30 protein-coding genes are annotated in these 24016 nt (G+C 70.5%); 13 read left to right on the top strand and 17 right to left on the bottom strand.

Annotated features, from left to right (window positions below; all coding sequences use genetic code 11):
• Positions 1–2: 2 nt before the first annotated feature.
• The 3 genes from AFR_RS14505 to AFR_RS14515 are packed head-to-tail and all read right to left on the bottom strand — an operon-like array spanning position 3 to position 1999.
• Positions 3–866: a TIGR03620 family F420-dependent LLM class oxidoreductase gene (locus AFR_RS14505; RefSeq protein ID WP_023361224.1), complete on the bottom strand. Its 864-nt coding sequence runs from the start codon at positions 864–866 to the stop codon at positions 3–5.
• Positions 867–875: 9 nt separating this feature from the next.
• Positions 876–1139: a 2Fe-2S iron-sulfur cluster-binding protein gene (locus AFR_RS14510; RefSeq protein WP_158510543.1), complete on the bottom strand. Its 264-nt coding sequence runs from the start codon at positions 1137–1139 to the stop codon at positions 876–878.
• Positions 1140–1144: 5 nt separating this feature from the next.
• Positions 1145–1999, bottom strand: coding sequence for an FAD binding domain-containing protein (locus AFR_RS14515; protein ID WP_041840866.1), 855 nt, complete (start codon positions 1997–1999; stop codon positions 1145–1147).
• Between the two features lie 170 nt (positions 2000–2169).
• Here AFR_RS14515 and AFR_RS14520 point away from each other — a divergent pair, with 170 nt between their 5' ends.
• Together AFR_RS14520 and AFR_RS14525 are read left to right on the top strand one after the other, a co-directional pair.
• The gene (locus tag AFR_RS14520; protein WP_023361227.1) at positions 2170–3492 is read left to right on the top strand and encodes a GH1 family beta-glucosidase; all 1323 of its coding nucleotides are present in this window, start codon (positions 2170–2172) and stop codon (positions 3490–3492) included.
• Entirely contained in the window at positions 3489–4703 is a 1215-nt protein-coding gene (locus AFR_RS14525) for an MFS transporter (protein WP_023361228.1), read from the top strand. The genes AFR_RS14520 and AFR_RS14525 overlap by 4 nt, the downstream gene beginning before the upstream one ends.
• Before the next feature lie 5 nt (positions 4704–4708).
• Here the strand turns inward: AFR_RS14525 and AFR_RS14530 are convergent, their stop codons facing one another.
• Genes AFR_RS14530 through AFR_RS14540 form a run of 4 tightly spaced genes read right to left on the bottom strand, consistent with a single transcriptional unit; the run spans position 4709 to position 8297 of the window.
• Positions 4709–5167 carry an alpha/beta fold hydrolase gene (locus AFR_RS14530; protein WP_148307961.1) on the bottom strand — a complete coding sequence of 153 codons (459 nt, stop codon included), beginning with the start codon at positions 5165–5167 and terminating at the stop codon, positions 4709–4711.
• Positions 5168–5197: 30 nt separating this feature from the next.
• Positions 5198–5362 (bottom strand): hypothetical protein, encoded by a 165-nt coding sequence (locus tag AFR_RS46750; RefSeq protein WP_158510544.1) that lies wholly within the window; start codon positions 5360–5362, stop codon positions 5198–5200.
• Between the two features lie 51 nt (positions 5363–5413).
• The gene (locus AFR_RS14535) at positions 5414–6244 is read right to left on the bottom strand and encodes an EamA family transporter (protein ID WP_023361230.1); all 831 of its coding nucleotides are present in this window, start codon (positions 6242–6244) and stop codon (positions 5414–5416) included.
• Positions 6245–6278: 34 nt separating this feature from the next.
• Positions 6279–8297: a hypothetical protein gene (locus tag AFR_RS14540; RefSeq protein ID WP_023361231.1), complete on the bottom strand. Its 2019-nt coding sequence runs from the start codon at positions 8295–8297 to the stop codon at positions 6279–6281.
• A 338-nt stretch (positions 8298–8635) separates the two neighbouring features.
• Here AFR_RS14540 and AFR_RS14545 point away from each other — a divergent pair, with 338 nt between their 5' ends.
• Both AFR_RS14545 and AFR_RS14550 read left to right on the top strand, forming a co-directional pair.
• Positions 8636–9397 (top strand): AbfB domain-containing protein, encoded by a 762-nt coding sequence (locus AFR_RS14545; RefSeq protein WP_023361232.1) that lies wholly within the window; start codon positions 8636–8638, stop codon positions 9395–9397.
• Positions 9398–9407: 10 nt separating this feature from the next.
• The gene (locus tag AFR_RS14550) at positions 9408–10412 is read left to right on the top strand and encodes a LysR family transcriptional regulator (protein WP_023361233.1); all 1005 of its coding nucleotides are present in this window, start codon (positions 9408–9410) and stop codon (positions 10410–10412) included.
• Between the two features lie 7 nt (positions 10413–10419).
• Here AFR_RS14550 and AFR_RS14555 read toward each other — a convergent pair whose 3' ends face one another.
• The 3 genes from AFR_RS14555 to AFR_RS14565 form a co-directional block, all read right to left on the bottom strand.
• Positions 10420–10824, bottom strand: a complete 405-nt coding sequence (locus tag AFR_RS14555) for a DUF6069 family protein (protein ID WP_023361234.1) — start codon at positions 10822–10824, stop codon at positions 10420–10422.
• Positions 10821–11783, bottom strand: coding sequence for an RNA polymerase subunit sigma-70 (locus tag AFR_RS14560; protein WP_023361235.1), 963 nt, complete (start codon positions 11781–11783; stop codon positions 10821–10823). Before AFR_RS14560 ends, AFR_RS14555 begins: the two co-directional genes overlap by 4 nt.
• Before the next feature lie 142 nt (positions 11784–11925).
• A complete protein-coding gene (locus tag AFR_RS14565; RefSeq protein WP_023361236.1) occupies positions 11926–13050 on the bottom strand; it encodes a baeRF2 domain-containing protein in 1125 nt (374 codons plus the stop codon).
• A gap of 131 nt (positions 13051–13181) precedes the next feature.
• Between AFR_RS14565 and AFR_RS14570 the strand changes: the two genes are divergently transcribed.
• Positions 13182–13487, top strand: coding sequence for a hypothetical protein (locus tag AFR_RS14570; protein WP_148307962.1), 306 nt, complete (start codon positions 13182–13184; stop codon positions 13485–13487).
• 65 nt (positions 13488–13552) lie between these two features.
• Here AFR_RS14570 and AFR_RS46755 read toward each other — a convergent pair whose 3' ends face one another.
• Complete coding sequence (locus tag AFR_RS46755) at positions 13553–13717, bottom strand: hypothetical protein (protein ID WP_158510545.1); 165 nt, start codon at positions 13715–13717, stop codon at positions 13553–13555.
• Positions 13718–13747: 30 nt separating this feature from the next.
• A complete protein-coding gene (locus AFR_RS14575) occupies positions 13748–14332 on the bottom strand; it encodes a hypothetical protein (protein WP_023361238.1) in 585 nt (194 codons plus the stop codon).
• A gap of 263 nt (positions 14333–14595) precedes the next feature.
• On the opposite strand from AFR_RS14575, the gene AFR_RS14580 reads away from it, so the two are divergent.
• The 3 genes from AFR_RS14580 (at position 14596) to AFR_RS43615 (ending at position 16897) form a co-directional block, all read left to right on the top strand.
• On the top strand, positions 14596–15303 hold the full coding sequence (locus tag AFR_RS14580) for a GAF and ANTAR domain-containing protein (RefSeq protein WP_023361239.1): 708 nt from the start codon (positions 14596–14598) through the stop codon (positions 15301–15303).
• Positions 15304–15419: 116 nt separating this feature from the next.
• Positions 15420–16127 carry a GAF and ANTAR domain-containing protein gene (locus AFR_RS14585; RefSeq protein ID WP_023361240.1) on the top strand — a complete coding sequence of 236 codons (708 nt, stop codon included), beginning with the start codon at positions 15420–15422 and terminating at the stop codon, positions 16125–16127.
• A gap of 38 nt (positions 16128–16165) precedes the next feature.
• Positions 16166–16897, top strand: a complete 732-nt coding sequence (locus tag AFR_RS43615) for a GAF and ANTAR domain-containing protein (RefSeq protein ID WP_023361241.1) — start codon at positions 16166–16168, stop codon at positions 16895–16897.
• Here the strand turns inward: AFR_RS43615 and AFR_RS14595 are convergent.
• Positions 16878–17765 carry a helix-turn-helix transcriptional regulator gene (locus AFR_RS14595; protein WP_023361242.1) on the bottom strand — a complete coding sequence of 296 codons (888 nt, stop codon included), beginning with the start codon at positions 17763–17765 and terminating at the stop codon, positions 16878–16880. The two genes, AFR_RS43615 and AFR_RS14595, sit on opposite strands and share 20 nt — an antisense overlap.
• Before the next feature lie 132 nt (positions 17766–17897).
• Between AFR_RS14595 and AFR_RS14600 the strand changes: the two genes are divergently transcribed.
• From AFR_RS14600 to AFR_RS14610, 4 genes are all read left to right on the top strand, one after another.
• Positions 17898–18920 carry a zinc-dependent alcohol dehydrogenase family protein gene (locus tag AFR_RS14600; RefSeq protein WP_023361243.1) on the top strand — a complete coding sequence of 341 codons (1023 nt, stop codon included), beginning with the start codon at positions 17898–17900 and terminating at the stop codon, positions 18918–18920.
• A 39-nt stretch (positions 18921–18959) separates the two neighbouring features.
• Positions 18960–19121: a hypothetical protein gene (locus AFR_RS46760; RefSeq protein ID WP_158510546.1), complete on the top strand. Its 162-nt coding sequence runs from the start codon at positions 18960–18962 to the stop codon at positions 19119–19121.
• Between the two features lie 35 nt (positions 19122–19156).
• Positions 19157–20242 carry a (R)-mandelonitrile lyase gene (locus AFR_RS14605; RefSeq protein WP_084298030.1) on the top strand — a complete coding sequence of 362 codons (1086 nt, stop codon included), beginning with the start codon at positions 19157–19159 and terminating at the stop codon, positions 20240–20242.
• A 119-nt stretch (positions 20243–20361) separates the two neighbouring features.
• The gene (locus AFR_RS14610; protein WP_023361245.1) at positions 20362–20721 is read left to right on the top strand and encodes a cyclophilin-like fold protein; all 360 of its coding nucleotides are present in this window, start codon (positions 20362–20364) and stop codon (positions 20719–20721) included.
• 408 nt (positions 20722–21129) lie between these two features.
• Here the strand turns inward: AFR_RS14610 and AFR_RS14615 are convergent, their stop codons facing one another.
• The 3 genes from AFR_RS14615 to AFR_RS14625 all read right to left on the bottom strand — a co-directional run bounded on the left by AFR_RS14615 (position 21130) and on the right by AFR_RS14625 (position 22157).
• Positions 21130–21417 carry a hypothetical protein gene (locus AFR_RS14615; protein WP_023361246.1) on the bottom strand — a complete coding sequence of 96 codons (288 nt, stop codon included), beginning with the start codon at positions 21415–21417 and terminating at the stop codon, positions 21130–21132.
• A gap of 76 nt (positions 21418–21493) precedes the next feature.
• Entirely contained in the window at positions 21494–21775 is a 282-nt protein-coding gene (locus AFR_RS14620) for a hypothetical protein (protein WP_023361247.1), read from the bottom strand.
• A gap of 178 nt (positions 21776–21953) precedes the next feature.
• A complete protein-coding gene (locus AFR_RS14625) occupies positions 21954–22157 on the bottom strand; it encodes a cold-shock protein (protein ID WP_023361248.1) in 204 nt (67 codons plus the stop codon).
• A gap of 300 nt (positions 22158–22457) precedes the next feature.
• Here AFR_RS14625 and AFR_RS14630 point away from each other — a divergent pair, with 300 nt between their 5' ends.
• Positions 22458–23036 carry a dihydrofolate reductase family protein gene (locus tag AFR_RS14630; RefSeq protein ID WP_023361249.1) on the top strand — a complete coding sequence of 193 codons (579 nt, stop codon included), beginning with the start codon at positions 22458–22460 and terminating at the stop codon, positions 23034–23036.
• Positions 23037–23046: 10 nt separating this feature from the next.
• Here AFR_RS14630 and AFR_RS48390 read toward each other — a convergent pair whose 3' ends face one another.
• Entirely contained in the window at positions 23047–23982 is a 936-nt protein-coding gene (locus AFR_RS48390) for an AraC-like ligand-binding domain-containing protein (RefSeq protein ID WP_023361250.1), read from the bottom strand.
• Between the last annotated feature and the right edge of the window lie 34 nt (positions 23983–24016).

The raw sequence follows: 24016 nt of genomic DNA on the forward strand, positions 1-24016 counted from the left end.
GCTCAGATCAGCTGGGCAGCCAGCGCGCGGAACGCCTCGGAGGGAAACGCCGAGGCGTCTCCGCCGTTGAGGACCTGGATCGCCACCTCGTCCGCACCGGCCTGGAAGTGCTTGTTGATGCCGGCCGCGACCTGCTCGGGTGTGCCCCACGGGATGAGCGCGTCGACGAGGCGGTCGCTGCCGCCCCCGGCGAGGTCGTCGTCGGTCCAGCCGAAACGGCGCAGGTTGTTGGTGTAGTTCGGCAGGGCGAGGTAACCCGCCGTGTACTGCCGGGCGGTGGCCCGTGCGGCATCCGGGTCGGCCTCGAGAACCACGGCGACCTCCGGCGCCAGCAGCGGTCCCTCACCCAGGGCCGCACGCACCTCGGCGGTGTGCTCGACCGGAACGAAGTACGGGTGGGCGCCGGCCGACCGGTCGCGGGAGAGCGTCTGCATGCGCGGGCCGAGGGCGGCCAGGACGCGCCGCTCGGGGGCCAGTCCCGCCGCGTCGAGGGCGTCCAGATAACTGACCATCTTCGAGTACGGCTTGGTGTAATCGGTGCCGTCACCCTCGACGATCACGGCGTGGCTGGTCCCGAGGCCGAGCAGGAACCGGCCGGGGTGCGCCCGCTCCGCGTCCTGGGTGTACGCCGCCACCGCAGCCGGTGACGAGTGCCAGATGGACACGATCCCCGAGGCGACGCCGATGCGGCTGGTCCCGTCGAGGAGCTCGCGGTACCGCTGCGGGACGTCGGCGTCGAAACCGGCCGAGAACCAGATGCGGGCGTACCCGAGCTCCTCCAGCTCGGTCGCGGCCGCGACCGCCGCCTCAAGGCTCTCGCTACCGAGGAAAAAAGGTTGCCACACACTGACGAGTCGTTGGGTCATACCCGAACATTACGACCGATCGCCGCCGGGCCGGTCGACGGCAGGCCCTTCGACCGTACGCACGTGAGCACCGTCGCACTGCACGGCCAGCAGCAGACAGGACTGGGTCACCTCGCCGTCGACGAGCACCGTGCAGGCGCCGCACGTGCCGTCCGTGCAGCGCAGGTCGACGCCGGTTGCCCCGTAGACGCTGGTCAAGGCGTCGCCCAGGGACTGCCGGGGTTCGAGGTCGAGCTCGCGGCGGTCGTCGTTGACCGACAGTGTCACCCGCACGTCGATCACCATCCGTCGCGCGCCTGGGTCAGCGCACGGCGGGCCAGGACCTTCAGGGCGCGCCGCTGCCTGCGCTGGTCGGATTCGGACCCGGACGGGGCGGCGTCGAGAGTCGCGGCGGCCTCGGCGGCCTCGGTGATGGCGGCATCGCAGAAGGTCGAGCCGATCAGGACGTCCTCGGCGGCGCGCGCCCGGATCGGGCACGGCCCGGCGTTGACCAGGCCGATCGCCGCCGCGCTGACCAGCCCGTCCGTCACGGTCACCGCCGCCATGGCCGCGGCCTCGGCGAACTTCGCCTGGGGCAGCCGCTGCTCGGCAAAACCCGCACCCGTGCCGGCGGGCAGCAGGGGCAGACGCACCTCGGCCAGCAACTCCTCACGACGGCGCACGGTCGAGAACGGGCCCGTGAAGAACCGCTCCGCCGCCACGGTCCGGCACCCGTCCGGTCCCACCAGGTCGAGCTCGGCCCCGAGAATCGTCGCCACGACCGGCCACTCGGCCGCCGGGTGCGCGTACGCAAGACTGCCGATCATCGTCCCCCGGGCCCGGATCGGCGGGTGTCCGATGTGGCTCACGACAACCCGCAGCAGGTTGCCCAGCCCACCGCCGACAGCGTCCGTCTCGAAGGTCCGGTGCCGCACCAGCGGCGCGACCCGCAGCATGCCGTCCGCCTCGACCAACCCCGCGAACTCGGCCACCCGGTTGATGTCGACCACCCGGTGACAGTGGCCGTCACGGTGGATCACGTCCAGAACCAGGCTCTGCCCACCGGCGAGCACCGAGGCGTCGCCGTCCGCAAGAGCATCCAGCGTTTCTTCCAAACTGCTAGCAGCGACGTAGTCCAAGGCCGCAGGCGTCATCGCAATGCTCCCACCCATCCGCGTCCGACACGCAAACCCGGCCATCGTGGAGCATCGGCCGGGCACCCGCCCGGCTACCCGTTACCCAAACGGCGAAACGTCACCTCATCGAGTGACGATCACGCCTCTCGTCATTAATATGAGCCGCACTCACTTCCTCAGGAGTTGCCATGGCTGCTTTGCCCGGTTTTCCGTCGAGCTTCGTGTGGGGCGTTTCCACTGCGGCGTACCAGATCGAGGGTGCTGTGGGGGAGGACGGGCGGGGCAGGTCGATCTGGGACACCTTTGCCCACACGCCGGGGCGGGTTCGCAACGGTGACACCGGTGATGTCGCCTGCGATCACTATCATCGGTTCGCCGAGGATGTGGGGCTGATCGCGGAGCTGGGTGTCGACGCGTACCGGTTCTCGATCGCCTGGCCGCGCGTGCAGCCGGACGGGTCCGGGTCTTTCAACGCCAAGGGTCTGGACTTCTACGACCGGCTGGTCGACGAGCTCGGCGCCCGGGGGATCGCTGCGATGCCCACGTTGTTCCACTGGGATCTGCCCCAGGCGCTGGAGGACGGCGGCGGCTGGCTGAGCCGTGACACCAGTTACCGCTTCGCCGAGTACGCCGCCGCGGTCGTGGAGCGGCTCGGTGACCGGGTCAGCCGGTGGATCACGCTGAACGAGCCGATCGTCCACATGGCCGAGGGGTACGCCTTCGGTACGCACGCCCCGGGCCGGGAGCTGATGTTCGACGCGCTGCCGGTGGCGCACCACCAGCTGCTCGGGCACGGTCTGGCGGTGCGGGCGTTACGGGCCGGCGGCGCGACCGAAATCATGATCACCAACAACTGCACGCCGGTGATCCCCGCGAGTGAGTCGGAAGCGGACCTGGCCGCCGCGGCGGTCTACGACGGCTTCCACAACCGGCTGTTCCTGGACCCGGTGCTGCTCGGCGGGAGCCCGCTGACTGACGGCGCGCCCTTCGTCCTGGACGGCGACCGGGAGATCATCGCGACGCCGCTGGACGCGCTGGGGATCAACTACTACAACCCGACCAGGGTCGCCGCGGCGCCGGAAGGGTCGCCGCTGCCGTTCGAGATGGTCCCGATCGAGGGGGTACCGACCACGGCGTTCGGCTGGCCGGTCGTTCCCGACGGCCTGCGAGGCCTGCTGGTCGGGCTGCTCGACCGGTACGCCGATGCGCTCCCACCGATCTACATCACCGAGAGCGGCTGTTCCACCGTCGACGAGGTCACCGCGGACGGGCGCATCCACGACACCGCCCGCATCGACTACCTCGACGGGCACCTGCGGGCGCTGCACCAGGCGATCGAGGAGGGTGTCGACGTCCGCGGCTACTTCGTCTGGTCGCTGCTGGACAACTTCGAGTGGGCCGAGGGCTACGACCAGCGGTTCGGGCTCGTGCGCGTCGACTTCGACACTCAGCTGCGTACCCGGAAGGACTCTTTCTCCTGGTTGCGGACCGCCCTGAGTGACCGGAGATGACCACGACGGCGCAGCCGGAGCGGGTCGGCCGGAGCTGGATCGGTCTGCTGTCGCTGGCCAACCTCGGGTTGTGGATGGGCTATTTCGGTCCGTTGCAGGTGCTGCTGCCCAACCAGGCGCAGGACCTGGCCGGTGTGGACAAGACGACCGCGCTGGGCATCATCACCGGTGCCGGCGCGCTGGTCGCCGTGCTGGTCGGCCCGATCGCCGGTGCGCTGTCGGACGCGACGACGGCCCGGTCCGGGCGGCGGCACACCTGGATCGTGGCCGGCGCCCTGCTCGGCTGCGCGGGGCTGGCGCTGCTCTCCGGCCAGCGCACCCTGATCGGGCTGACTCTGGCCTGGTGTGTCGCGCAGGCGGGTCTCAACACCCTGCAGGCCGGCCTCACTGCGATCGTCCCGGACCGCACCCCTGTACGCCAGCGGGGCCTGGTCTCCGGGTGGGTGGGTCTGACGCAGTCGATCGGCGTGGTGGTCGGGGTCCTGCTGGTCACGGTGGTGGCCGGCGGCTACTTCCTGATCGCCGTGCTGGTGGCGCTCACCGTGCTGCCGTTCGTGCTGGCCACACCCGATCCGGCGGTCGGGGCGGGCGCCGCCCCGCGGGTCACCCTGCGCAGACTGGCCGGTGTCTTCCGCTTCGACCCGCGGGCGCATCCGGACTTCGCGTGGGCCTGGGCCACCCGTTTCCTGGTCCAGCTCGGCAACGCCATGGCCACGCTGTACCTGCTCTACTTCCTGCGCGACCGGGTGCACCACGGCAACCCGGAGGACGGCCTGCTGCTGCTGATCCTGGTCTACACCGCAACGACGGTGCTGACCGTGGTGATCGGTGGTGTCGTCTCCGACCGGACCGGCCGGCGTAAACCATCGGTGATCCTCTCCGGCTACGTCATGGCGGCCGCCGCCGGGCTGCTCGCCCTCTGGCCGACGTGGACCGGAGCCCTGATCGCCGCGGCCGTGCTGGGGCTCGGCTTCGGCGTCTACCTGTCGGTCGACCAGGCGCTGATCACCCAGGTGCTGCCGGCCGAGCAGGACCACGCGAAGGACCTGGGCATCATCAACATCGCCAACTCGGCGCCGCAGGTGCTCGGCCCGGCCCTGGCCTTCCCGATCGTGGCCTACCTCGGCGGATACACGGTGCTCTACCTGGTGGTCGCGGCGGTGACGGTGCTCGGCTCGGTGCTGGTCACCCGCATCCGGTCGGTCGCCTGAGACCCCTAACGCTTGCAATGCGGGGCCAGGTGCGACAGCACCCTCTTCCACATGGGCTCGAGCAGGTCCGGTCCGCCTTGCGGGTTGGCCTCCAGCCGCGCGTCGTCAAGTCGCTGCTGCCACCACCGTCCGGTCCGGGCGCCCGTCGCCTCGTCCCGGGCGGCGAACAGCAGCAGGGTTTTGGCGCTCACCCCGGACAGCTCGATCGTTTCGTCCGGTGGAATCGGTGTCGAGATCAGCACGAGCCGATCGACGATCCCGGCGTGACGCTCGGCAAAGGCCAGCGCGTCCAGTCCGGCACCTGAGGTTCCCACGACCCCGACCGGCCCTGGGTGATCGACAGGGAGGCCGTCGCCGACGGCCAGAGTGATGCCGCGGGCCCAGGTCAGCTCGGGCCCCGGATCCCGGTCCGCGCCGAACAGCAGCACCAGCCGGTCACCGTTGCCCTCCACCAAGGTTCGCACCGCCGCAGGCTAACAACGGGGTACGACGTCCTACTCGACGGCGGCGTAGCCCCAGAACGTCTGCTCGGTGAGGGGTGCGGCTGACGGGTCCTGAGGGGGAGAAGCCTTCGTTCCCCGCCGGCGAGCGTTGATGTCCATGCCCAGCGCGATGAGCAGCGCCGGGACGACCACAGCGGCAACCAGGATCATCGTCATGGACACATCTTCGTGCATCAGCAGGCGCAGCGACAGTAAACGATCGGTCCTCTAGCTGCCGGTGATGATAAGGACGATTGAGGCGGCGGCGGCGAGGAGGCCGTATTGCTGGCTTCGGTTGATCCGCTCGTGGAGGACGATCGCGGCCAGTGTGACGGTGACCGCCGGGTAGAGACCGGCGAGGACCGCGGTGATGGTCAGCTGTCCGGCCCCGGTGGCGAAGAGGAACAGCAGGTTGGCGCACCCACCGAGGAGGCCGGAGGCGCCGCCCCAGCGAACCACCGCACCGATGTCCGAGGCCTGGCTGAGCTGCGGCAGAGCCACCACCAGAACGAGGACCAGGGCCACGAGCTGGCCGGGAAGCAGCGGCCACGCACCGGCGTCTGTTCCGGCCTGGTCGAGGGCGATGAACAGCAGACCGAAACCGAGGCCGGCCGCGAGCCCGTAGCCGACATCGGTCATCCGGTATCCCTGGCCCGATCCGGACCGTGAGGCCAGGGCGATGGCAGGCAGCGCCAGCACGATTCCTGTCCAGCCCCACCAGGTGAGGCGGTCGCCGGCGAGCAGGCCCACCACGGCGGGCAGCGCCGCGGTGATGATGGCCGACAACGGGGCGACGACGCTCATCCGGCCGACCGCCAGACCACGCAGCAGGCAGACGTTCCCGATTCCGCTGCCCACGCCGCTGAGGGCCCCCCACACCCATACGTGTGGCGTCGGTGTTCCGCCGATCACCAGTACCGCCACGACGGCTGTCACCACGCCGACCATCTGCACCGCTATCGGCATCAGCGCGGGGTTGGAGCGTCGCCCGCCGACGCCGCCGATGAAGTCGCCGACGCCGTAGCTGAGGGCGGCAAGCAGCGCCAGAGTGACAGCCATCAGCTGTCTGTTCCCCGATGATCCGGGGCGACACCTAGCTCGCCGCGATCGCGCCTTCCCACATGCGGGTGTAGGCCTCGGCGCCGTTCATCAGCTGCTGGCGCAGGGCGGGGCCGTCGGGGCCGGCCTGCCTGATCAGGTCGGTGGTCCAGTCCGCGTAGAGGCCGTACTGGGCGACGCCGTCGGTGTTGAGGTCGAAGGTGCGTGAGCCGTAGACCTGCTTGCTGACCGTGGTGCCGTTGGGTGCGGTGAACGGGTACGTCAGGGGGTCGGTCCCGCGCGGTGGTGCCTGCGGGCCCAGGCCGTTGACGTCGCTGCCGAAGCCGTACCCGGTGATCGAGGCGCCGTGGGGGAGGGCGCGGTTGGCGCGCCACTCGGTCAGGAACTCGGAGGCCGCGAAGGCGTAGGTGGCGACAAAGCCGCCGCGGGCCAGGATGCGCTCGACCAGCGCCGGATCGGCCCAGGTGTGCACGGAGGTCACGCCCGGATAGTCGGCCGCGTCGGCGAGGTCCAGTACCGCCTGCGCGGTCTTCACCCCCATGTGGTCGACGTGGATGATCATGCCGCGGCTGATCATCTGCTGGATCAGGTACGTTCCCAGCGCCGTCAGGCCCCGCGTGTTGCAGATCGGGCCGCTGGGGTAGACGGGCAGCACCGCCCCCGCGGGCAGGTCGAGCGGCCCGAGTTTCAGCAGCTCCGCGAAGTCGTCGCTGACCAGCGGCTGCTCGTTGTCGGACGGGCCGGTGCAGCTGGTGGCCGTCCACCAGTGGCCGGTCGACAGCAGGTTCGCCACGTTGAGCGCCGCGCCGGTGACCCCCGAGTCGAACCGCGTGCCACCGAACGCGTTGTCGAACTTGTGCACCGGGTAGAGGCCCGAGACGCCGAGTGCCTGCAACTCGTCGAGTCCGGCGTCGATGTCGGCCCGGCTGCACTGGGCGACGTCGTTGATCTCGCGGCAGCCGAAGACCTCGGAGTTCTCCACGCCGACGAGGACGGCCAGTTTGCCCTGCGCGGCGATGGTGCGTACCTGGGCCGGCGTCGTGGCGATCCGGAACCAGCCCTTGCCCCGGCCGCCGTGCTGCGCGTCGATGTAGTCCTGCATCGAGTACAGATAGGTGGCCTGGACGCGGAGCTGGTCCATCTCGTCGCACGACGTGTCGCGGTACGGGAAGATCTCGCAGATGACGCGGTTGGCGACCAGCAGCGCGTTGAGCACCCGCTGACCGGACCGCCAGGACCGCTCGATGCTGCGGTAATAGGACTGCTCGTGCAGCAGCGAGTTGTGCTGCGGCCAGTCGCCGAAGGTCGGCCAGCCGTCCTCGGCCGAGTTGATCACGTCGGTCCCGCCGATGATGCCCTCGAACAGTGCGCCCACGTTGAGACTCGCGTGGGAGGCGCATCCTGCGAGCGCGTCGCGGACGCCGCCGGGAGCCCAGGCCTCGCCGCAGTGCAGGCGCCCGCCGAACGCGGCGCCGGCGGTGATGTGGGCGTGGGCGTCGATCGTGCCCACCATCCCGGGTGCGGCGGTGCCGGAGACGGCCGGATCGATGTCGGGCGGGGTCCAGCATCCCGTGGCCGGCGTCAACGCCATCGAGCTCGACGTGCTGCCTGAGCCCAGTCCCCACAGGAACTGGCCCATGACCTGTCCGGTGGCGGTGCTCGTGAAGCGGTACCGGTCGCCGCTGGGGCTGACCGTCCAGTCGGCCCGGTCGCCGTACGCGTCGCCCGGCAGGATGAAACCCGCGACACTCTGATAGGCCGGGGCGCCCGTGTTGTCGAAGAGCTCGTAACGGGAAAGCTGCGTGGCCTCGAGCCGGAACGGCGTGGCGGACGCGGCGGAATTGGTGAATCCGTAGCCGGTCGAGCTGCGCACAACATAGCCGATGGTGCGGGTGCCGTCATAGGCCTGGATCGCCGCGCAGACTCCGTCGAGGGCATCGGCGGCAACGGTGATCCCGGCCGCGGCGGCGGCTGCGGGTGCCTGCAGGGCGGTCGCCGGCAGCAGCAGGGCGAGGGCCAGGGCGACGGGACGGCGGAGCGAGGACAACGGCATGGCGGCACCCGCTTGACTCACGCTGGAACACGATCCAGCAGGGCGAACGTGTCCAAAGACTGTGCCTGTCATCGATGCCTGTCAAGACGAGTGCGAGAATAGTTCACTTTGGTCCGATGGTGCTGAGTCGCGTCGCTCGACTCCCTCGAACGACCGTAAAGGCGTTGTGAAAGGACCGTCGGTATCGGTTTACGCGATGTCCTGGATCGACACTTCTGATAGCGCTCACACCGGATCGCCCGCTCTTGCTTTCCGTCGTCCCGTACCCGAATATTGCCGGGCATTCCTTTTCTGGCTTCGCCGCGGTGGCGGCCGATAACCGGGAGACAAGACTCTTCATGTCCCATCAGCAATCGGACCCGCCACCCTCCTCCGGCCCGCCGGGCGGTTCGGTTGTCATCGTCGCCGGGGCCGCGCTCGCCCTGCTGGCGATGGTGCTGGTGATCATGATCGATCGCCGGTCGGCCGGGGACGACGCCGGTGCCGCCCGGGCCTGGATCGCGCCGCCGACGGCCGAGCCCGAGGTGCTGATCCCGCTGCAGTCCGATCCGCCCTCCCCGGCCTCGTCGTTCGCCCTTTCCCCGATCGCCGCGGCCACCGGTAAGCCCCTGCCGGTGGCCCGGCCACCCTCGCCCGGCCGCACGCCGAGCCGCGCGGCCACCCGGCTGCTGCCCGAGCCGGGGAGCCGGCTGAGCCTGCTGGCCGCCGGCACGACCGGTCTGGCGCTGCGGCACCAGGACTTCCGTGTGCGGCTGGCCCCCGTCGGCCCGCGCAGCCCCGCCGCCGTCCGGGCCGATGCCACGTTCGTCCTGCGCCGCGGCCTGTCGGACAGTAAATGCGTGTCGTTCGAATCGGTGAACTTCCCCGGCCGGTTCGTCCGCCACCAGAACTTCGTCCTGGTGCTGCAGCCGCGGGAGTCCTCACCGCTCTTCGCCGCGGACGCGACCTTCTGCCCCCGTGCGGCCGGTGACGCCGGTGACTTCGAACTGCGGCCGACGAACTATCCCGATCGTCATGTCAGCAGCGACGGCTCGCGGGTGCTGCTCGGTAAACGTTCCGCGGGACCGGCGCAGCGTTTCCGCGCCGCGACCGGGTTCTGAACCCCGCCGCATGCGCACCGCGAGCATCGACCTGAACCTGCTGGCAGCGCTCGACGCCCTGCTGGCCGAGCGCAACGTCACCCGGGCCGGCCGCCGGCTCGGGATGAGCCAGCCCGCGATGAGTGAGGCGCTGGCCCGGCTGCGCCGGCACTTCGGTGACCAGCTGCTCGTCCGGGTCGGCAACAACTACGAGCTGACCCCGCTGGGTGCGGGTCTGCGGTCGACCTGCGCCGCGGCGATGCAACTGGTCGAGCAGACCTTCACCGCCGCGCAGGGTTTCGACCCCGAGGCCTGCGAACGGGAGTTCGTGCTGCTCGCCTCCGACTATGCCGCCGCGGTGCTGGGCCCGCCCCTGATGCGTGAGCTCCGGCAGGCGTCACCCGTCGCCAGCCTGCGCCTCGACCGGCTGCCCACCGACTGTCCACCGGGGGCGGCACCGGGCCGGATCCGGGTCCCCGACGGGCTGGTGCTGCCCCGCAGCCTGGCCCCGCCCGGTCTGCCCGGCACGACGCTGTTCTCCGACCGGTGGGTCTGCCTCGCCGCCGCCGACAACCCGGCGGTGACCGGCGGGCTGACCGTGGAGACGCTGGCGGCGCTTCCGTGGGTGCTGCACCAGGACATGCACGCCGACCACCCGGTGCTGACCAACCTGCGGGCGCGCGGTCTGCGGCCCGAGGCGCGGTTCTCGGTGGGAGGGTTCCATCTGCTGCCGGAGCTCGTCCGGGGCACTGATCATCTCTGCCTGATCCAGGAGCGGCTGGCCGCGCGCGTCGCCGGCCCGGACCTGTGTGTGCTCGAGGTGCCGTTCGACCTGCCCCCGGTGGTCGAGACCTTGTGGTGGGACCCGGCGCAGACCCACGATCCCTCGCACCGGTGGCTCCGCGACCTGGTGGCGGCCGCGGCCCGCGGTCTGACCGCCGAGCCGGGCCCGGTGGCCACGCCCGCCACCTCCTGCAAGGCGCGGCCACCGGGCCGGACACTGTCGCCGTCGAAGCGCCGCAGCCCGAGCGACTGATCGGCGCTCAGCCCGTCCGGGCGCGCAGGCTCCGGGTCAGGGCGGGGATCATCACCGCCGCGGGAACCAGGTGCAGCCCGAGCAGCGCGGTGACGGAGGCGGCATCCGCCCCCGAGATCAGGGGCGGGACCAGCGACACCGCCGTCAGGGACGCGGCGGTCCAGACGAACAGCCGGCCCGGGTGAGCGCTCCAGCGCAGCAGGGCGACGGCGAGGACAACACCCACGACGCAGAAGAAGCCGGTCACCACGGCAAACCCGGGCAACGGGATCGTCTCGCCACCGTCGGGAATCTCGAAGGTGACCCCGGCGGCCCCAGCCAGCGCGGCGGCGAGGGTGGTGGCCACCACCGCCACGAGCGTGGCGATCAGCCCGGGGCCGGCGAGGGCTCTGGCGCCGTTCCCGCTGCTCATGCGTCCTCCAGCAGGCGCTCCGGCAGCTCCAGCCGGGCGAACCGGTCGGCGCCGAAGGTGACGATCTCGGTGATGGCCCCGCCGGTGATGCGCAGGACGTCCAGGGTCAGCGGCAGATAGGCCCTCTCCTGCTCACGCCAGTGGTAGAAGGCGACGGCAGGTTGCCTGTTCACCGAGGTGGGGACCGCGCGCAGGCCCGTCATGCCGGCAAATCCGTCCTCAACCCAGCCGGCGACCACCGCATCGCGGCCGGCGGACAGGCCCGGTGTGGGTGGCATCGAGGAGCGGACGTCGTCCCGCAGCAGGACCGCGAGCCGGTCGATGTCCGTGGCCACGCTGGCGTCGGTGAAGCGGCGGACCAGCTCCCGCGTACCGGCGTCCTCCTGGCCGCCGGTCCAGTCCTGCCGTTCGGTGGGCAGGTGTTCCCGCATGCCGGCGCGGGCCCGCTGCAGCGCGCTGTTGACCGAGTTGACCGAGTCCCCGAGCAGCTCCGCGACATCCCTGGCCGGCCAGCCCAGCACGTCGCGCAGGATCAGCACGGCCCGCGGGCGCGGCGCGAGATGCTGGACCGCGACCAGGTAGGCCAGCTCGATCGTCTCCCGCGCGACGGCCAGGCTCTCCGGCTCGTCCGCGTCACCCGCGGGCAGTTCGTCGAGCAGCCGGTCCGGGTACGGCTGCAGCCACGGCACCTCACCACCGGTCGCGGGCTCCGGGCGGCTCCGGGCCAGCCGGTCCAGGCAGGCGTTGGTGGCGATGCGGTACAGCCAGGTCCGGAACGTCGACCGCCCCTCGAAGGTCTCGCGCCGCCGCCAGGCCCGCAGAAACGTCTCCTGCACGGTGTCCTCGGCGTCCTCGAACGACCCGAGCATCCGGTAGCAGTGCACGTGCAGCTCCCGCCGGTGCCGTTCCGCCAGCCCCGAGAACGCCGGCTCGTCGACCGGCCGCGTGTCCGTACTCATCGTGTCGTCCCTCCGCCTCGTCATGTCCTGTCGCAGGTATGACGGCTGCGGGCGCGACAACTCATCACTCGACCGTACGCAGGCGGCCGAGCGCCGGTAACCGCGGTGCGGCGGCCAGGCCCGGCCGCCGCACCGCGGCTGATCAGTCCGCGGCGCTGCTCGCGTCCGCGTACCGCAGGACGCCGCCGATGCCGTGGTCCAGGGGGACCTCGTCCGGGCCCAGCAGGACCAGGTGCGCGCCGGTGCCGGCGATCGCCCGGAGGAGGGCCGCGTCGGCGCGGACCTTCTGCGGGTTCTGCACGCCGGCCTCCCGCAGGACGTGATCGTCGACCGAGACCAGCGTCGGGTCGCCGGGGTCGATCCACAGGGTGTCGGTCGACGACAGGTCGTTGACCAGCAGCACGGTGTCGATCTGGCCGCGCTGCAGGTAGGTCACCACGTCGGTCAGGCCCGTGCTCGCCTGTCCGGAACCTCGCTGGGCCTGGTACCGGTCGATCGCCTCCCGGGTGGTCCGGTCGGCGATGTCGGCGACGGCCTGGATCGTGACGTCGTCGAGGGCTTCCTCGTCGGCGCCGGCGTGCCGCGCTCCCGCATCGGTCTGCACCAGGCGTTCCTGCCACCGCTTCGGCAGCCGGCCTGCGAGCGTCTGCACCGCGCGGACGTCCCCACCGGCCACGATGACCTCCGCGCCGACGGTTTCGGCGAGCTGCACCGCGGCGGCGGCCACGTCGTCGGCGTTGTGCTTCCAGGACTCCTCGACGGCCTGCTGGTAGTGCCGGTGCGACCAGCCGCCGACCTGCACCTTGCGCAGCGGGAACTTCGCACTGCCGGTCACGGTACGGTGCCTCGGCGCCCCACCGACCGACAGTGCGTCAAGGTCGGCGCCGGTGCGGTCGGCGAGCACCCGCACGTACGGGACCTCCTCGCCGCGCTGCGCCACCAGCGGCATGGCGTGCGGCAGGGAGCCCAGATGTGCCTCGTCGGCCGGGGGCGGCGCGGACAGGGTCTCGACCAGGACCGCCTCACCGGCCCGGGCAAAGATCGCCAGACCATAACGACCCGGCTGGTACGGGTGTTCGTCGACAGCCCTCTGCACGGCGTCGAGCGTGATCGCCTCGGCGCCCTGCTGTTCGAGGAGTTCGCGCAGTCCACGCCAGCGCAGATTCACCTCGTGGTCGGCGTTCTCGCTCGCCCGGGTGGCGTCCAGATAGACCGACACCCAGGGTCCCGGCTGGTCGAAGAGCGGTCGGAGAAAGTCCAGGTTCATGGCGACACCTTTCAGCGGGTTGCTGTCTGTGAGACTTCGGCCCGTCGCCTACCCGAAATCGGCGGTCTCACGTCATCAGTTCCGGCCAATCTGGTACGGCTGAACGCCGCCGAACCGGGTAGCCGGACGTCATGAGTGAACAACCATGGGGCGTGGACGCGAACAACCCGCTCGACGAGGGCAGCGAACCGACCGCCGTACCGGGCGGCAGCATCGGCGAGCAGCGCGCCGGTGACGATCCGACCGCGCGGGACGGCACCGATGTACGCCCACCGGAGAAGCCCCTCGCCTACGACCCGGACGAGGAACACGAACCGCAGGCCGGGGAGCAGGGCGGCCAGCCGAACCTGTCGCCGGATCCGGCGGTGGCGGGGCGGCGCAGCAACTTCGGGCAGGGCTCCACCGACGACGGTCCGGGCGTACCGTCCGGCCTGTGAACCGGTTTGGCTGGCCCACCAGGTCGAGCCGGTCGTGCGACCGGCTCGACCGGGGTCCCGCGCGGCTATTCGTCCTTGCCGGGTGTTTCGTTGCCCTGGTATTCCTTCGGGTCGCCGTGGCCGCCGGCCGCGGGGTCGGGGTTGCCGAGTGCCGTCTCACCCGGCATGTCCTCGATCCGTTCCCGGGCCGCCACGCGCAGCTCTTCCTGGTCGTCCTCGTCGCTGGACATATCTGTTCTCCTTGATCGATCTCGGGTACGTCAGCCGGGGAGCACGCGGCGCGCGACACCCTTGAGCGTGGCCGCCGCGCGGTAGGACTGCACCAGGTAGGAACCGCAGGCGATGTTCGCGGCGGCGAGCACCGGGACCGCGTACTGGGCGAAACGCTGCCGGCGCTGCCACTTCGCCAGCTCGGGGGGCGTCTGGTCGGTCGGCTGGGTGGCGTCCAGGACCTCGAGCTTCTGGCCGCGGGCCTCGGTCTGCTCCGCGACCTGGGAGATCTTGTTGCCGGAGTACGCGGCGTACCCGGTGGCGGCCGCTCCGGCCACGGCAAGGCCGGCCTTCAGGGCCCCGATCGTGCCGAAGCCCTTCTGCAGCGCGATCCGCCGGCCGCCGACGCGGGTGAGCTGTAAGCCCGCACCCAGGGTCGCCGCGATCCCGGCCCACTGCGCCGGCGCGAACCGCTTCCAGGCGGACGAGGCGACGCGGATCCGGTCGATGCCCTGCTGGAGGTCCGCACCGGATTTGTTCACCCCGGCGACGCCCATCACGGTCCCGCCGAACCACAGTGCGGAGCCGAGGTCGTGGACCGCCTGCGCGACGGCGTGATTGTCGGTGTTCTTCATCTGATGCTTCCGTTCCTTTCCCTGTCCGGTGGGTGTGCGCGCCGACTACCCACCGGATTCGGGTGTATGCCGGTGACGTGCCCGGCAGTGCACACGGCGCTATGGTGGTGTTCTGTAGCCGGCGCGCCCGACGCGCCGGCGTGCGTGCGTCAAGCAGCGGCGTGAGTTCCGGAATCTGCTCCTGGGTTTCTTGCAGGTGACCCGAGCATCGTCCGGGCCTGACACGGTCCGGGGTGGTGCACGACTCGAGGGATACCCCTGACATGACCGACCAGTACCCCCTGGATCCCGCTGAGGCGTTCGCCGAGATCAGCCGGATCAAGCTCAGCGACACCAACCTCGATGGTGTCCTGGAGCACCTGGCCCGCCTAGCCAAGCGGACCATCCCCGGCGCCGCGGAAGTGTCGGTGACCCTCAGCCGCGGCAAGGGCGCCTACACGGCGGCGTACACCGGCGAGCTGGCCCTGGCGCTCGACGAGAGGCAGTACGAGCAGGGTCACGGCCCGTGCCTGGACGCCCTGGCCTCCGGGGACGTCATGTCCATCGACGACATGGGCACCGAGGAACGGTGGCCGGACTTCGCCGCCCGGGCGATCGAAGCGGGGCCTCACAGCTCGCTGTCGGTCGGACTGCCGGTGCACGAGTCCGCCGCCGGCGCGCTGAACGTCTACGCGATCAAGGCGCACTCGTTCGACGACGACGGGATCGCCCTGGCACAGACGTTCGCCGGATACGCCGCGGTCGCGCTGGCCAACGCGCACCTGTACGACACTCAGGCCTCACTGGCCAACCAGATGCAGGCCGCCATGGCCAGCCGGGCGGTCATCGAGCAGGCCAAAGGCATCCTGATGGGCCAACGGCGGTGCAGCAGCGCCGAGGCGTTTGCCATCCTCGCGAAACTCTCCCAGGACACCAACCGCAAGCTCCGCGACGTGGCCCAGGCCCTCGTCGACAGCGCCCCCGTCTCTTAGTTTTGAACGCCGCCCGCCGGGAACACGGTGCATTCTGCGGCCGACCCCGACGTCGGCGAGCCGTCGTCAAGAAGCCGGCGCGGTCCTGCGGTAATCCTGTAGGAAGGGCACCTTCGATGACGCACCCGCAAGCCATCAAGCCGACGGACGCGTTCGCCGAACTCGGGCGGATCGACTTCAGCGAGACGGACCTCGCGACGGCCCTGGCCAAGGTGGCGGACCTGGCCCGGCGCACCGTCCCGGGCGCCGACGAGGTCTCGATCACCCTGGTCGGTCCCGGCGGGGCGCACACCGCCGCGTTCACCGGAAAACGGGCCCTGGCCATCGACGAATGGCAGTACGAGCAGGGCAACGGCCCCTGCCTGGCAGCGGCGGCCGCGAACCTGACCGTGACCGTGCCGGACCTGGCCGGCGACAGCCGCTGGCCCGCCTGGGCCGACCACGCCCTCACCACCGGCGTGCACAGCTCCATGTCCATCGGCCTGCCGCTGCGCCGATCGGTGAGCGGCGCCCTGAACGTGTACGCCCTCGAGCCGCACGCCTTCGACGACGACGCGGTCATCCTGGCCGAGACCTTCGCCGGGTACGCCGCTGTCGCCATGGCCAACGCGCACCTGGACGACGAGTCGGCGTTCATCGCCGACCACACCCGGTCCGCGATGGACGACAGCGCCCTCGTCGAGCAGGCCAAGGGCATCATCATGGCCGAGCACCACTGCACCGCCGAGGAGGCGTCGGTCATCCTGGCGCGCCTCGCCGACATAGCCGGCAGCGACCTGCACGACGCTGCCACCGCACTGATCGACGAAGCCGTACGACACTGATCGCTTCTGCCGCCGTACTCCTAGGACAAGGATGTTTCGTGACGACGTGGTCGCAGCAACCGTCCCTCCCGCCGTCGATGGCCGGGAACCCGCTGACGGAGACCCTGATCGCCCTGGCGGGAACACCAGACGACGCCTCCTGGATCGACACGCAGCTGCTGACCATCGCCCAGTCGAGCGCCGACCTGATCACGGCGATCGCCTACGCCTCGGTCACCGCGTACCGCGAGGATGCCGTCACCACGGTCGCCACCACCAGCGACATCGCCCGCACCGTCGACCAGGCCCAGTACGACGACCAGACCGGCCCGTGCCTCGAGGCCCTGGACACCGCGGCTCCCACCCCCGTGCCCGACATCTCGGCGACCATGCGCTGGCCGGGCTTCCGTGACTCCGCGAGCCGGCTCGGCGTCACGGCATCCCTGTCGATCCCCCTGTTCGCCGGTCGGGGCGTCTCGGTCGCGGCCCTCAACCTCTACAGCCGTGACGCGTACGACCTGGCGCCGCTGATCGCCGCCGTCAGCGCCGCCTACGACCCCGCCGCCACCCCCGCCGACGAACCCCTGGAGCCCGGTGGCGAAGCCCTCATCGCCGGCCTGATGGGTGCCTTCGCCGTGCGGGCCCGCATCCAGCAGGCCATCGGAGTGATCATGGCAACGTCCCACCGGACCGCGGACGCCGCGTACCTCGTGCTCCGCATGCGCGCGGCCGAGAAAGGAACCACCCTGGCGGACACCGCCACCGCCGTCATCACCGAGCAACAGGTCTGACCGACCCCCGGTCGGTCCCGTGGGTGGCGGCCCAGGAGGCGAGCAGGCGCAGGGCGTCCTCGGTGGGGGAGGCGGGCTCTGCGGCGTACAGGGTCATGGTGAGGTCCGGATCGGCACGCAGGTCCATGCTTTCGTAGGCGAGCTCGAGGTCGCCGACGGCGTGATGGTGAAAGGTCTTGACCCCGGTGCCGTGGGTGCGCACGTTGTGGGAGCCCCAGCGGCGGCGGAAGTCGTCGCTGCGGGTGGACAACTCCCCGACCAGGTCGTGCAGGCCTTTGTCGTGAGGGTCCTTGCCGGCCGCGGTACGCAGGTTCGCGACGGTCATGTCCGCGGCGACGTCGAAGTTCGGGTAGAACCGGCGGGCCGCGCTGTCCAGAAACGTGAACCGGGCGAAGTTCGGCGGCCGGGACGGATCGGCGTAGACGTCGCTGTACATGGCGCGTCCGAGGTGGTTGGCGGCCAGCAGGTCCTGGCGGTTGTTGACGACGATGGCCGGGCCGGTGGTGATCGTGTCCAGCGACCACTGCAGGCTGGGCCGGATCTGCGTCTGCCGGGGCCGGCGGTGCGGGCGCAGGACGGCGTTGCTCCCGTCGGCCTCGTGGGCCAGGCGCAGCAGGTGGGCGCGTTCGGCGTCGTCGAGCCGCAGGGTGCGGGCGATCGCCTCGAGGACACCGGGGGAGACCCCGGCGAGGGCGCCGCGCTCGAGCTTGGCGTAGTACTCGACGCTCATGCCGGCCAGGGCGGCGACCTCACTGCGGCGCAACCCGGGCACGCGGCGCTGGCCGGTGGCGGGCAGACCGGCCTGCTGCGGACTGATCTTTGCGCGGCGGGTGGTGAGGAACTCGCGGACCTCGGCTCGGTTGTCCATGTCTCGACGGTACGACGGGCGCGGCCGGGCTGGGATGCCCTGCCAGTACACCCATCAGCAGAACCTTTTCCACCCTCCGCCGGCGCGTTTTGCTGGACAGGAGACGAACGGTACCGAGAAGGAGAACCAGTCATGCGTGGTGTTGTCATGCACGCCCCGGGCGACGTCCGTGTCGAGGACCGCCCCGACCCCCGGATCGAGCACCCCGGCGACGCGATCATCAAGGTGTCGGCGGCCTGCGTGTGCGGATCCGACCTGTGGCCGTACCGGGGTGTCGAGAAGCTCGACGGTGCGACACCGATGGGCCACGAGTACGTCGGCATCGTGCAGGAAGTCGGCAGCGAGGTCACTACCCTGAAGCCGGGTCAGTTCGTCGTCGGCTCGTTCTGGGCCTCCGACAACACCTGCGAGATCTGCCGGGCCGGATACCAGTCGGGCTGTGTGCACCGGGTCCTGATGGGCACGGTCGGCACCCAGGCGCAGTACGCGCGGATCCCCCTCGCCGACGGCACGCTGGTCGCCACACCCGAGGTACCGCCGGCGGACCTGATCCCGGGCTACCTGGCGGCCTCGGACGTGCTCGGCACCGGCTGGTTCGCGGCGGTCGCCGCCGAGGCCGGCCCCGGCAAGACGGTCGCGGTCGTCGGCGACGGCGCTGTCGGCCTGCTCGCGGTGCTGGCCGCCCGGCAGCTGGGCGCCGAGCGGATCATCGCGATGAGCCGGCACGAGCCCCGGCAGCAGCTGGCCCGCGAGTTCGGCGCCACCGACATCGTCACCGAACGCGGCGACGAGGGCATCGCGCGCATCAAGGACCTGACCGGCGGGCTGGGCGCGCACTCGGTCGTCGAGGCCGTCGGCACCCAGGAATCGATGATGCAGGCCATCAACTCGGCCCGCCACGGCGGACACGTCGGCTTCGTCGGCGTCACCCACGACGTGTCCCTGCCTGGCCTGGAACTTTTCGGCGCGCTGGTGCACCTGCACGGCGGGCCCGCCCCGGTGCGCCGCTTCCTGCCCGAGCTGATGCAGCTGATCGGCGACCGCACCATCGACCCGGGCCGGGTCTTCGACCTCGACCTGCCCCTCGACCGTGCCGCCGAGGGATACCAGGCCATGGACGAGCGCCGCGCCATCAAGACGCTGCTGCGTCCGTAACCGCTGCCCGTTCACCAAGAAGGGAACACGGACGTGCGCGTGACTCTCGGTATGAAGCTGTTGTTCGCTGCGGCCCTCGCGGCGATGTCACTGCCCTGGATCGCAGCCGTGCCGGCCGGTGAGCCGCACACCGGCTCCACCATCGTTCTTGTCATCGAGCAGCCCGCTGCCGTGGATCCCCTCTGCCCGGCCGTCCTCTGACCTTCTTCGCCCCTCGAGATGTGAGGTCCATTCTCATGGAACGTCAAAAAGCGCCCGAGCAGATGATCACCCGTGTTCAGGATCAAACCTCCGCGGCGGGTCCGTCGGACACCTTCACCGGCACGGTACGCGTCGACACGCTGTTCCCCGCGGACGCCACAGCCCCGTACTCAGGTGCGTATGTGACGTTCCAGCCCGGCGCCCGCTCGGCGTGGCACACGCATCCGGCGGGGCAACGGCTGGTCGTGACCGCGGGGGTGGGGCGTACCCAGCAGTGGGACGGTCCGGTGCAGGAGATCCGGGCCGGCGATGTCGTCTGGTGCCCGCCCGGCGTGAAGCACTGGCACGGCGCCGCACCGGACAGCGTCATGACCCACCTCGCCCTGACCGGGGTGCTGGACGAGCAGGCCGTGACCTGGCTGGAGCACGTGTCCGACGACCAGTACGGCGACCACCGGCAGACCGGCGCACTCAGCGAACAGCACGCCGCGCTGGCCCTGATCGGCGCGTCCACCGCCGGTGGTGACCTGCCGCGGCTGACCACGGCGCTGACCCAGGCCCTGGACGCCGGTGTGACGGTCAACGAGGTCAAGGAGGCGCTGGTCCAGATGTACGCCTACGCCGGCTTCCCCCGCAGCCTCAACGGCCTCGGCACGTTCATGACCGTGCTGAAGCAGCGCGAGGACCGGGGGATCAAGGACGAGACCGGCCCGGAGCCGAGCCCGCTGCCCGACCGTACGGACATCCTGGCGCTCGGCACCCGGACCCAGACCGAGCTGACCGGCGCTCCGGTCACCGGCGCCCTGTTCGATTTCGCACCGGCGATCGACGAGTTCCTCAAGACGCACCTGTTCGGTGACATCTTCGGCCGCGACAACCTGGACCGGCGCAGCCGCGAAGTGGTCACCATCGCCGCGCTGGCCACGCTGACGGGCACCGAGTCACAGCTGCGGTCGCACTTCGCCATCGGCCTCAACACGGGTCTGAGCGAGGCCCAGCTACGGGGGCTGCTGCAGGTCCTGGGGCAGGAGGCAGGCAACGCCGCCCGGATCCTCGACGAGGTCCTCCAGGATGGACAGAAGGAGATGCCATGCCCGCCTTACGCTCAGCCGTCTTCGTAGCACTGTTGACCGTCGCCGGCTGCGGTGACGCCGGCAGGCCCGAGAACCCGCCGGTGGGTCCATCAGTCACCGCCCCGGCGAAGCCCGGACCGGGCGGCGCGTCCCGTCAGGAGCAGCAGATGAAGATCAGCATCACCATCGGCGGCGAGCGCTTCTCGGCCACGATCCAGGACAGTGCGGCCGGACGCGACCTTGTCGCGCAGCTGCCGCTGACCATCGACATGACCGATCACGGCTCGGTGGAGAAGACCGGCCCGTTGCCGTCACCGCTGTCGCTGGCCGGACAACCGGACGGCGCCGACCCCGAGGTCGGAGATGTCGGCTACTACGCGCCCGGCAACGACTTCGTCCTCTACTACGGCGACCAGTCGTACTTCCCCGGCATCGTGATCATCGGACGCCTGGACGGCGACGCGGCCGGCCGGATCGCCGGATTGGAAGGTGCCGTCACCGCGACTGTCGACGTCTACGCCCCCTGAGGGAAACCAAGTCTGGGTGACAGGAGCCGTTCCGCTGCGGGTGGCTCCCGACATCGCTCTCAAGTTCGCCAACATCGGCGAGGGTGAGCTGCCGGGAATGCGGGCGACCGCCGGGAACATGAGCGCTCTGTGGGCCGGCTTCGCCCGCTCACGTCCGCGCGGAGCTCGAAAAGTGGCGTCCCGTCGGATCGTCCACAGTGTTCGGAGCGAAGTCTTGAGGAATCCGGCCGGCAGCCGACCCCTCGCAGCGCGCGTATCCGGCGAGCGGTGCTGGACGCGGCGGCCGAACTAATGGTGGAGGCTGGTCTCGCCGCCACGACGGTCGATGCGATCCGGGCCGGTCCGGGGTTTGCAAGACCACCGCCCGGTGCGCCCGGTAAATGTCCGGGCGCACGGGGCGCGGGTGGATCAGAAGGGGGGCGCGTCCTCGCCCATCAGCGCCAGGATGACGCCGCCCTTGCCACTCTTCAGTTTCTGGACGACGACCTTGCCGGTGGCGCCGTCGGGCAGCTCCAGCGTGAAGGTCTTGCCGACCGCGTTCTTGGGGCCGTTGCCGGCGCTGTTGGCGGGCCGGAAGTCGCCCGCCCAGGACGGGACACCACCCTTACGGGCGGGCTCGGCGAAGAGCGCGGCGGTGCCGGGGGTCCGGGTGCCGTCCGCGGAAAGGAGGACTGAGGCGCTGCGAAAGGTAGCCATATGCGCTAAGGCTAACCCGGAACGCCCGTGTTGGGGTCATCACAACCGTGCCGTCATGCGAACCGGTGGCCCGGACTCAGAACGGTGCGGGTCCCTGACCCTGCAACGAGATCAACAGTTGCGTGGCGAGAAGCTTGCGCATGCCGGTGACATCGACCGTGCCCATGCGGTCGTAGGGCAGTTCCAGCTTGAGCCCGTCGGCCGCGTTACGCAGGTCCGTCGTGATCTCGTCCGGGCGGAACGTGCCGCTCCAGCCGTTGAGACCGCCGCGCTGATTCGTACTGAGGGAGGTCATGCCCGATATGCAGGCGCCGTCGGCCAGGATGAGCCGGGCCGGTCCGGAGTAGGTCGTCGTCATAGCCATGTCCTTCGGGGGGTCGCGCGCATGCCCGGCTCTCGTCGGTGTGACCGATCGCCGTCGGGGGGTGAGGCATCGCGTCCGTCAGTGACGTGCCTGACCGGAAGGCCCGGCCCGCTGCCGTTGAACGCCGAACGGCGGCCCGCTGAAAAGAGGGCCGCCGTTCGCAGTTCGAAGATCAGAGCGGGCGGATGTTCTCCGCCTGCAGGCCCTTCTGGCCCTGGGTGATGTCGAACTCGACCTTCTGGTTCTCGTCGAGGCTGCGGTAGCCACTCGTCGCGATCGCAGAGAAGTGGGCGAAGACGTCAGCGCCGCCGTCGTCCGGGGTGATGAAGCCGAAGCCCTTGTCAGCGTTGAACCACTTCACGGTGCCTGTAGTCATGTCTGCTCCTTCGCAGTGTTAGAGGCCGCACTGTGCGGACCCTGACGCCGCCGCGTTGATTACCCTGCGCCGAAACCGACACGACAAACGAAAAGCGCCCGAGGGGGTTTTAATAACCCATCAGGCGCTGTCAAACGTCTACGGAAATCAAAACTGCAACTAGGCCACTGTAGCGCATCTCCCCGCGCCGGTGCCAGGCAGGCGAGTGGATCACCAAGAAATTGGTACGCCCGGACGTGTCGGATCGACCCCGTGCCGTTCGTGGAGAGGGTGGAACTGCCCGCTCGGAAGGGAACCGACATGACTGCGATCTACACCTGGGACGTCTTCTCCACCCTCGATGGCTACGGCTCGTTCGCCGAGGGCGGCGACTGGGGCGGGTACTGGGGCAAGGAGGGCCCTGAGCTGCTCGAACACCGCGCGTCACTGTTCGCCGGCGAGCAGCGCATGGTCTTCGGAGCCACCACGTTCCGCGAGAACGCCGAGATCATGGTCTCGGGCGACGACCCCCACACGCTGCACGAGTGGAACGTCCGGACGATGCGCATGCCGGCGACGGTGATCTCCTCCACGTTGCGCGACACGCTGGGGTGGCCCGACGCGACGATCGTCAGCGGGGACGCCGTGGACATCGTCACCCGCCTCAAGCGCGAGTCGGACGTGCCGCTGCGCTCGCAGGCCAGCCTGTCGCTGAACTGGGCCCTGATGGCCGCCGGCCTGGTCGACCGTTTCCAGGTGACGATCTTCCCCGTCATCTCCGGGCGTACCGGAACCAGCCCGATCCTCGGCGGTGCGGGCGACTTCGACCTCGAGCTGCTGGAGAGCCGGACCCTCGACGGCCACATCCAGGAGCTCGTCTACCGGCCCGTCCCGCACTGACAGCAGCGTGTCAGCGGCCGCGCCACTCGGTCGGCGACATGCCGTAGGCGTCCCGGAACGCCCGGCTGAAGTGGGCCGGACTGGAGAATCCCCAGCGCCGGGCCACGGTGGCGACCGCGAAGCGCGGGTCGAGCAACTCGCGGCGGCACTGCTCGAGGCGCCGGGCGCGTACCCAGTCCCCCAGCCGGACCCCCGCCCCGGCGAGGACCGAGTACATCTGGCGTACCGAGACGTGGTGCGCGGCGGCGATCTTGGCGGCGGAGAGGTCCGGGTCGGCGAAGTGGGACTCCAGATAAATCAGGATGCGGTGGTGCATGGTCTCCCGGAGCGGTTCACGCACCAGCGGATCGTCCGGGAACTGCGCGGCCACCGCGGCCCGGATCAGCTCGATGGTCGGCGTGGCCAGCGCCGGCACGTCGAGCGGCGGCGTCGTGGTCAGCTCGGCCACCAGCGCGTGCAGGTACGTGGAGAGCAGCCGGGTGACGGGGTTCGCCGGGTCGAGTTGCAGGGCGATCAGCCGGGCCAGGATGTCCTCCGGCAGCGCCAGCTCGCTCTTCGGGATGCGGAAGTAGTGGTGGTTGACCCCGGTGTGATTCGCCAGCTTGTACGGGGTGGTCGAGTCGTAGACCGCGAGCGTGCCCTCACGCATGACGGTCTGCCGTTCGCCCTGCTCGACCGCGCTCCAGCCGGCGCCCTGCAACCCGAGGAAGACGGCCGGTTCCGTGTCGTCCTTCGCCAGGTGCGGCGTCCGGCGGATCTCGGTGCAGTTCGAGTCGGCCGAGCAGACCGCCATCGGGCCGAGCATGTGGAACGTCAGGTCGGCGTCGATGGCACGTTCCCGGTCGAACTCCAGCTCCACGCGGACCAGCGACGACCAGACCGCCTCGCGGACCACCTCGAAGCGGTCCTTCGGGGCGAATCGCCGGGTCTCCAGCACGAGGGCCATGCGGCGAGTCTGCCATCGTTCTTGACCACCGGCG

This window comes from Amorphoplanes friuliensis DSM 7358, from assembly GCF_000494755.1.
Lineage (GTDB): Bacteria > Actinomycetota > Actinomycetes > Mycobacteriales > Micromonosporaceae > Actinoplanes > Actinoplanes friuliensis.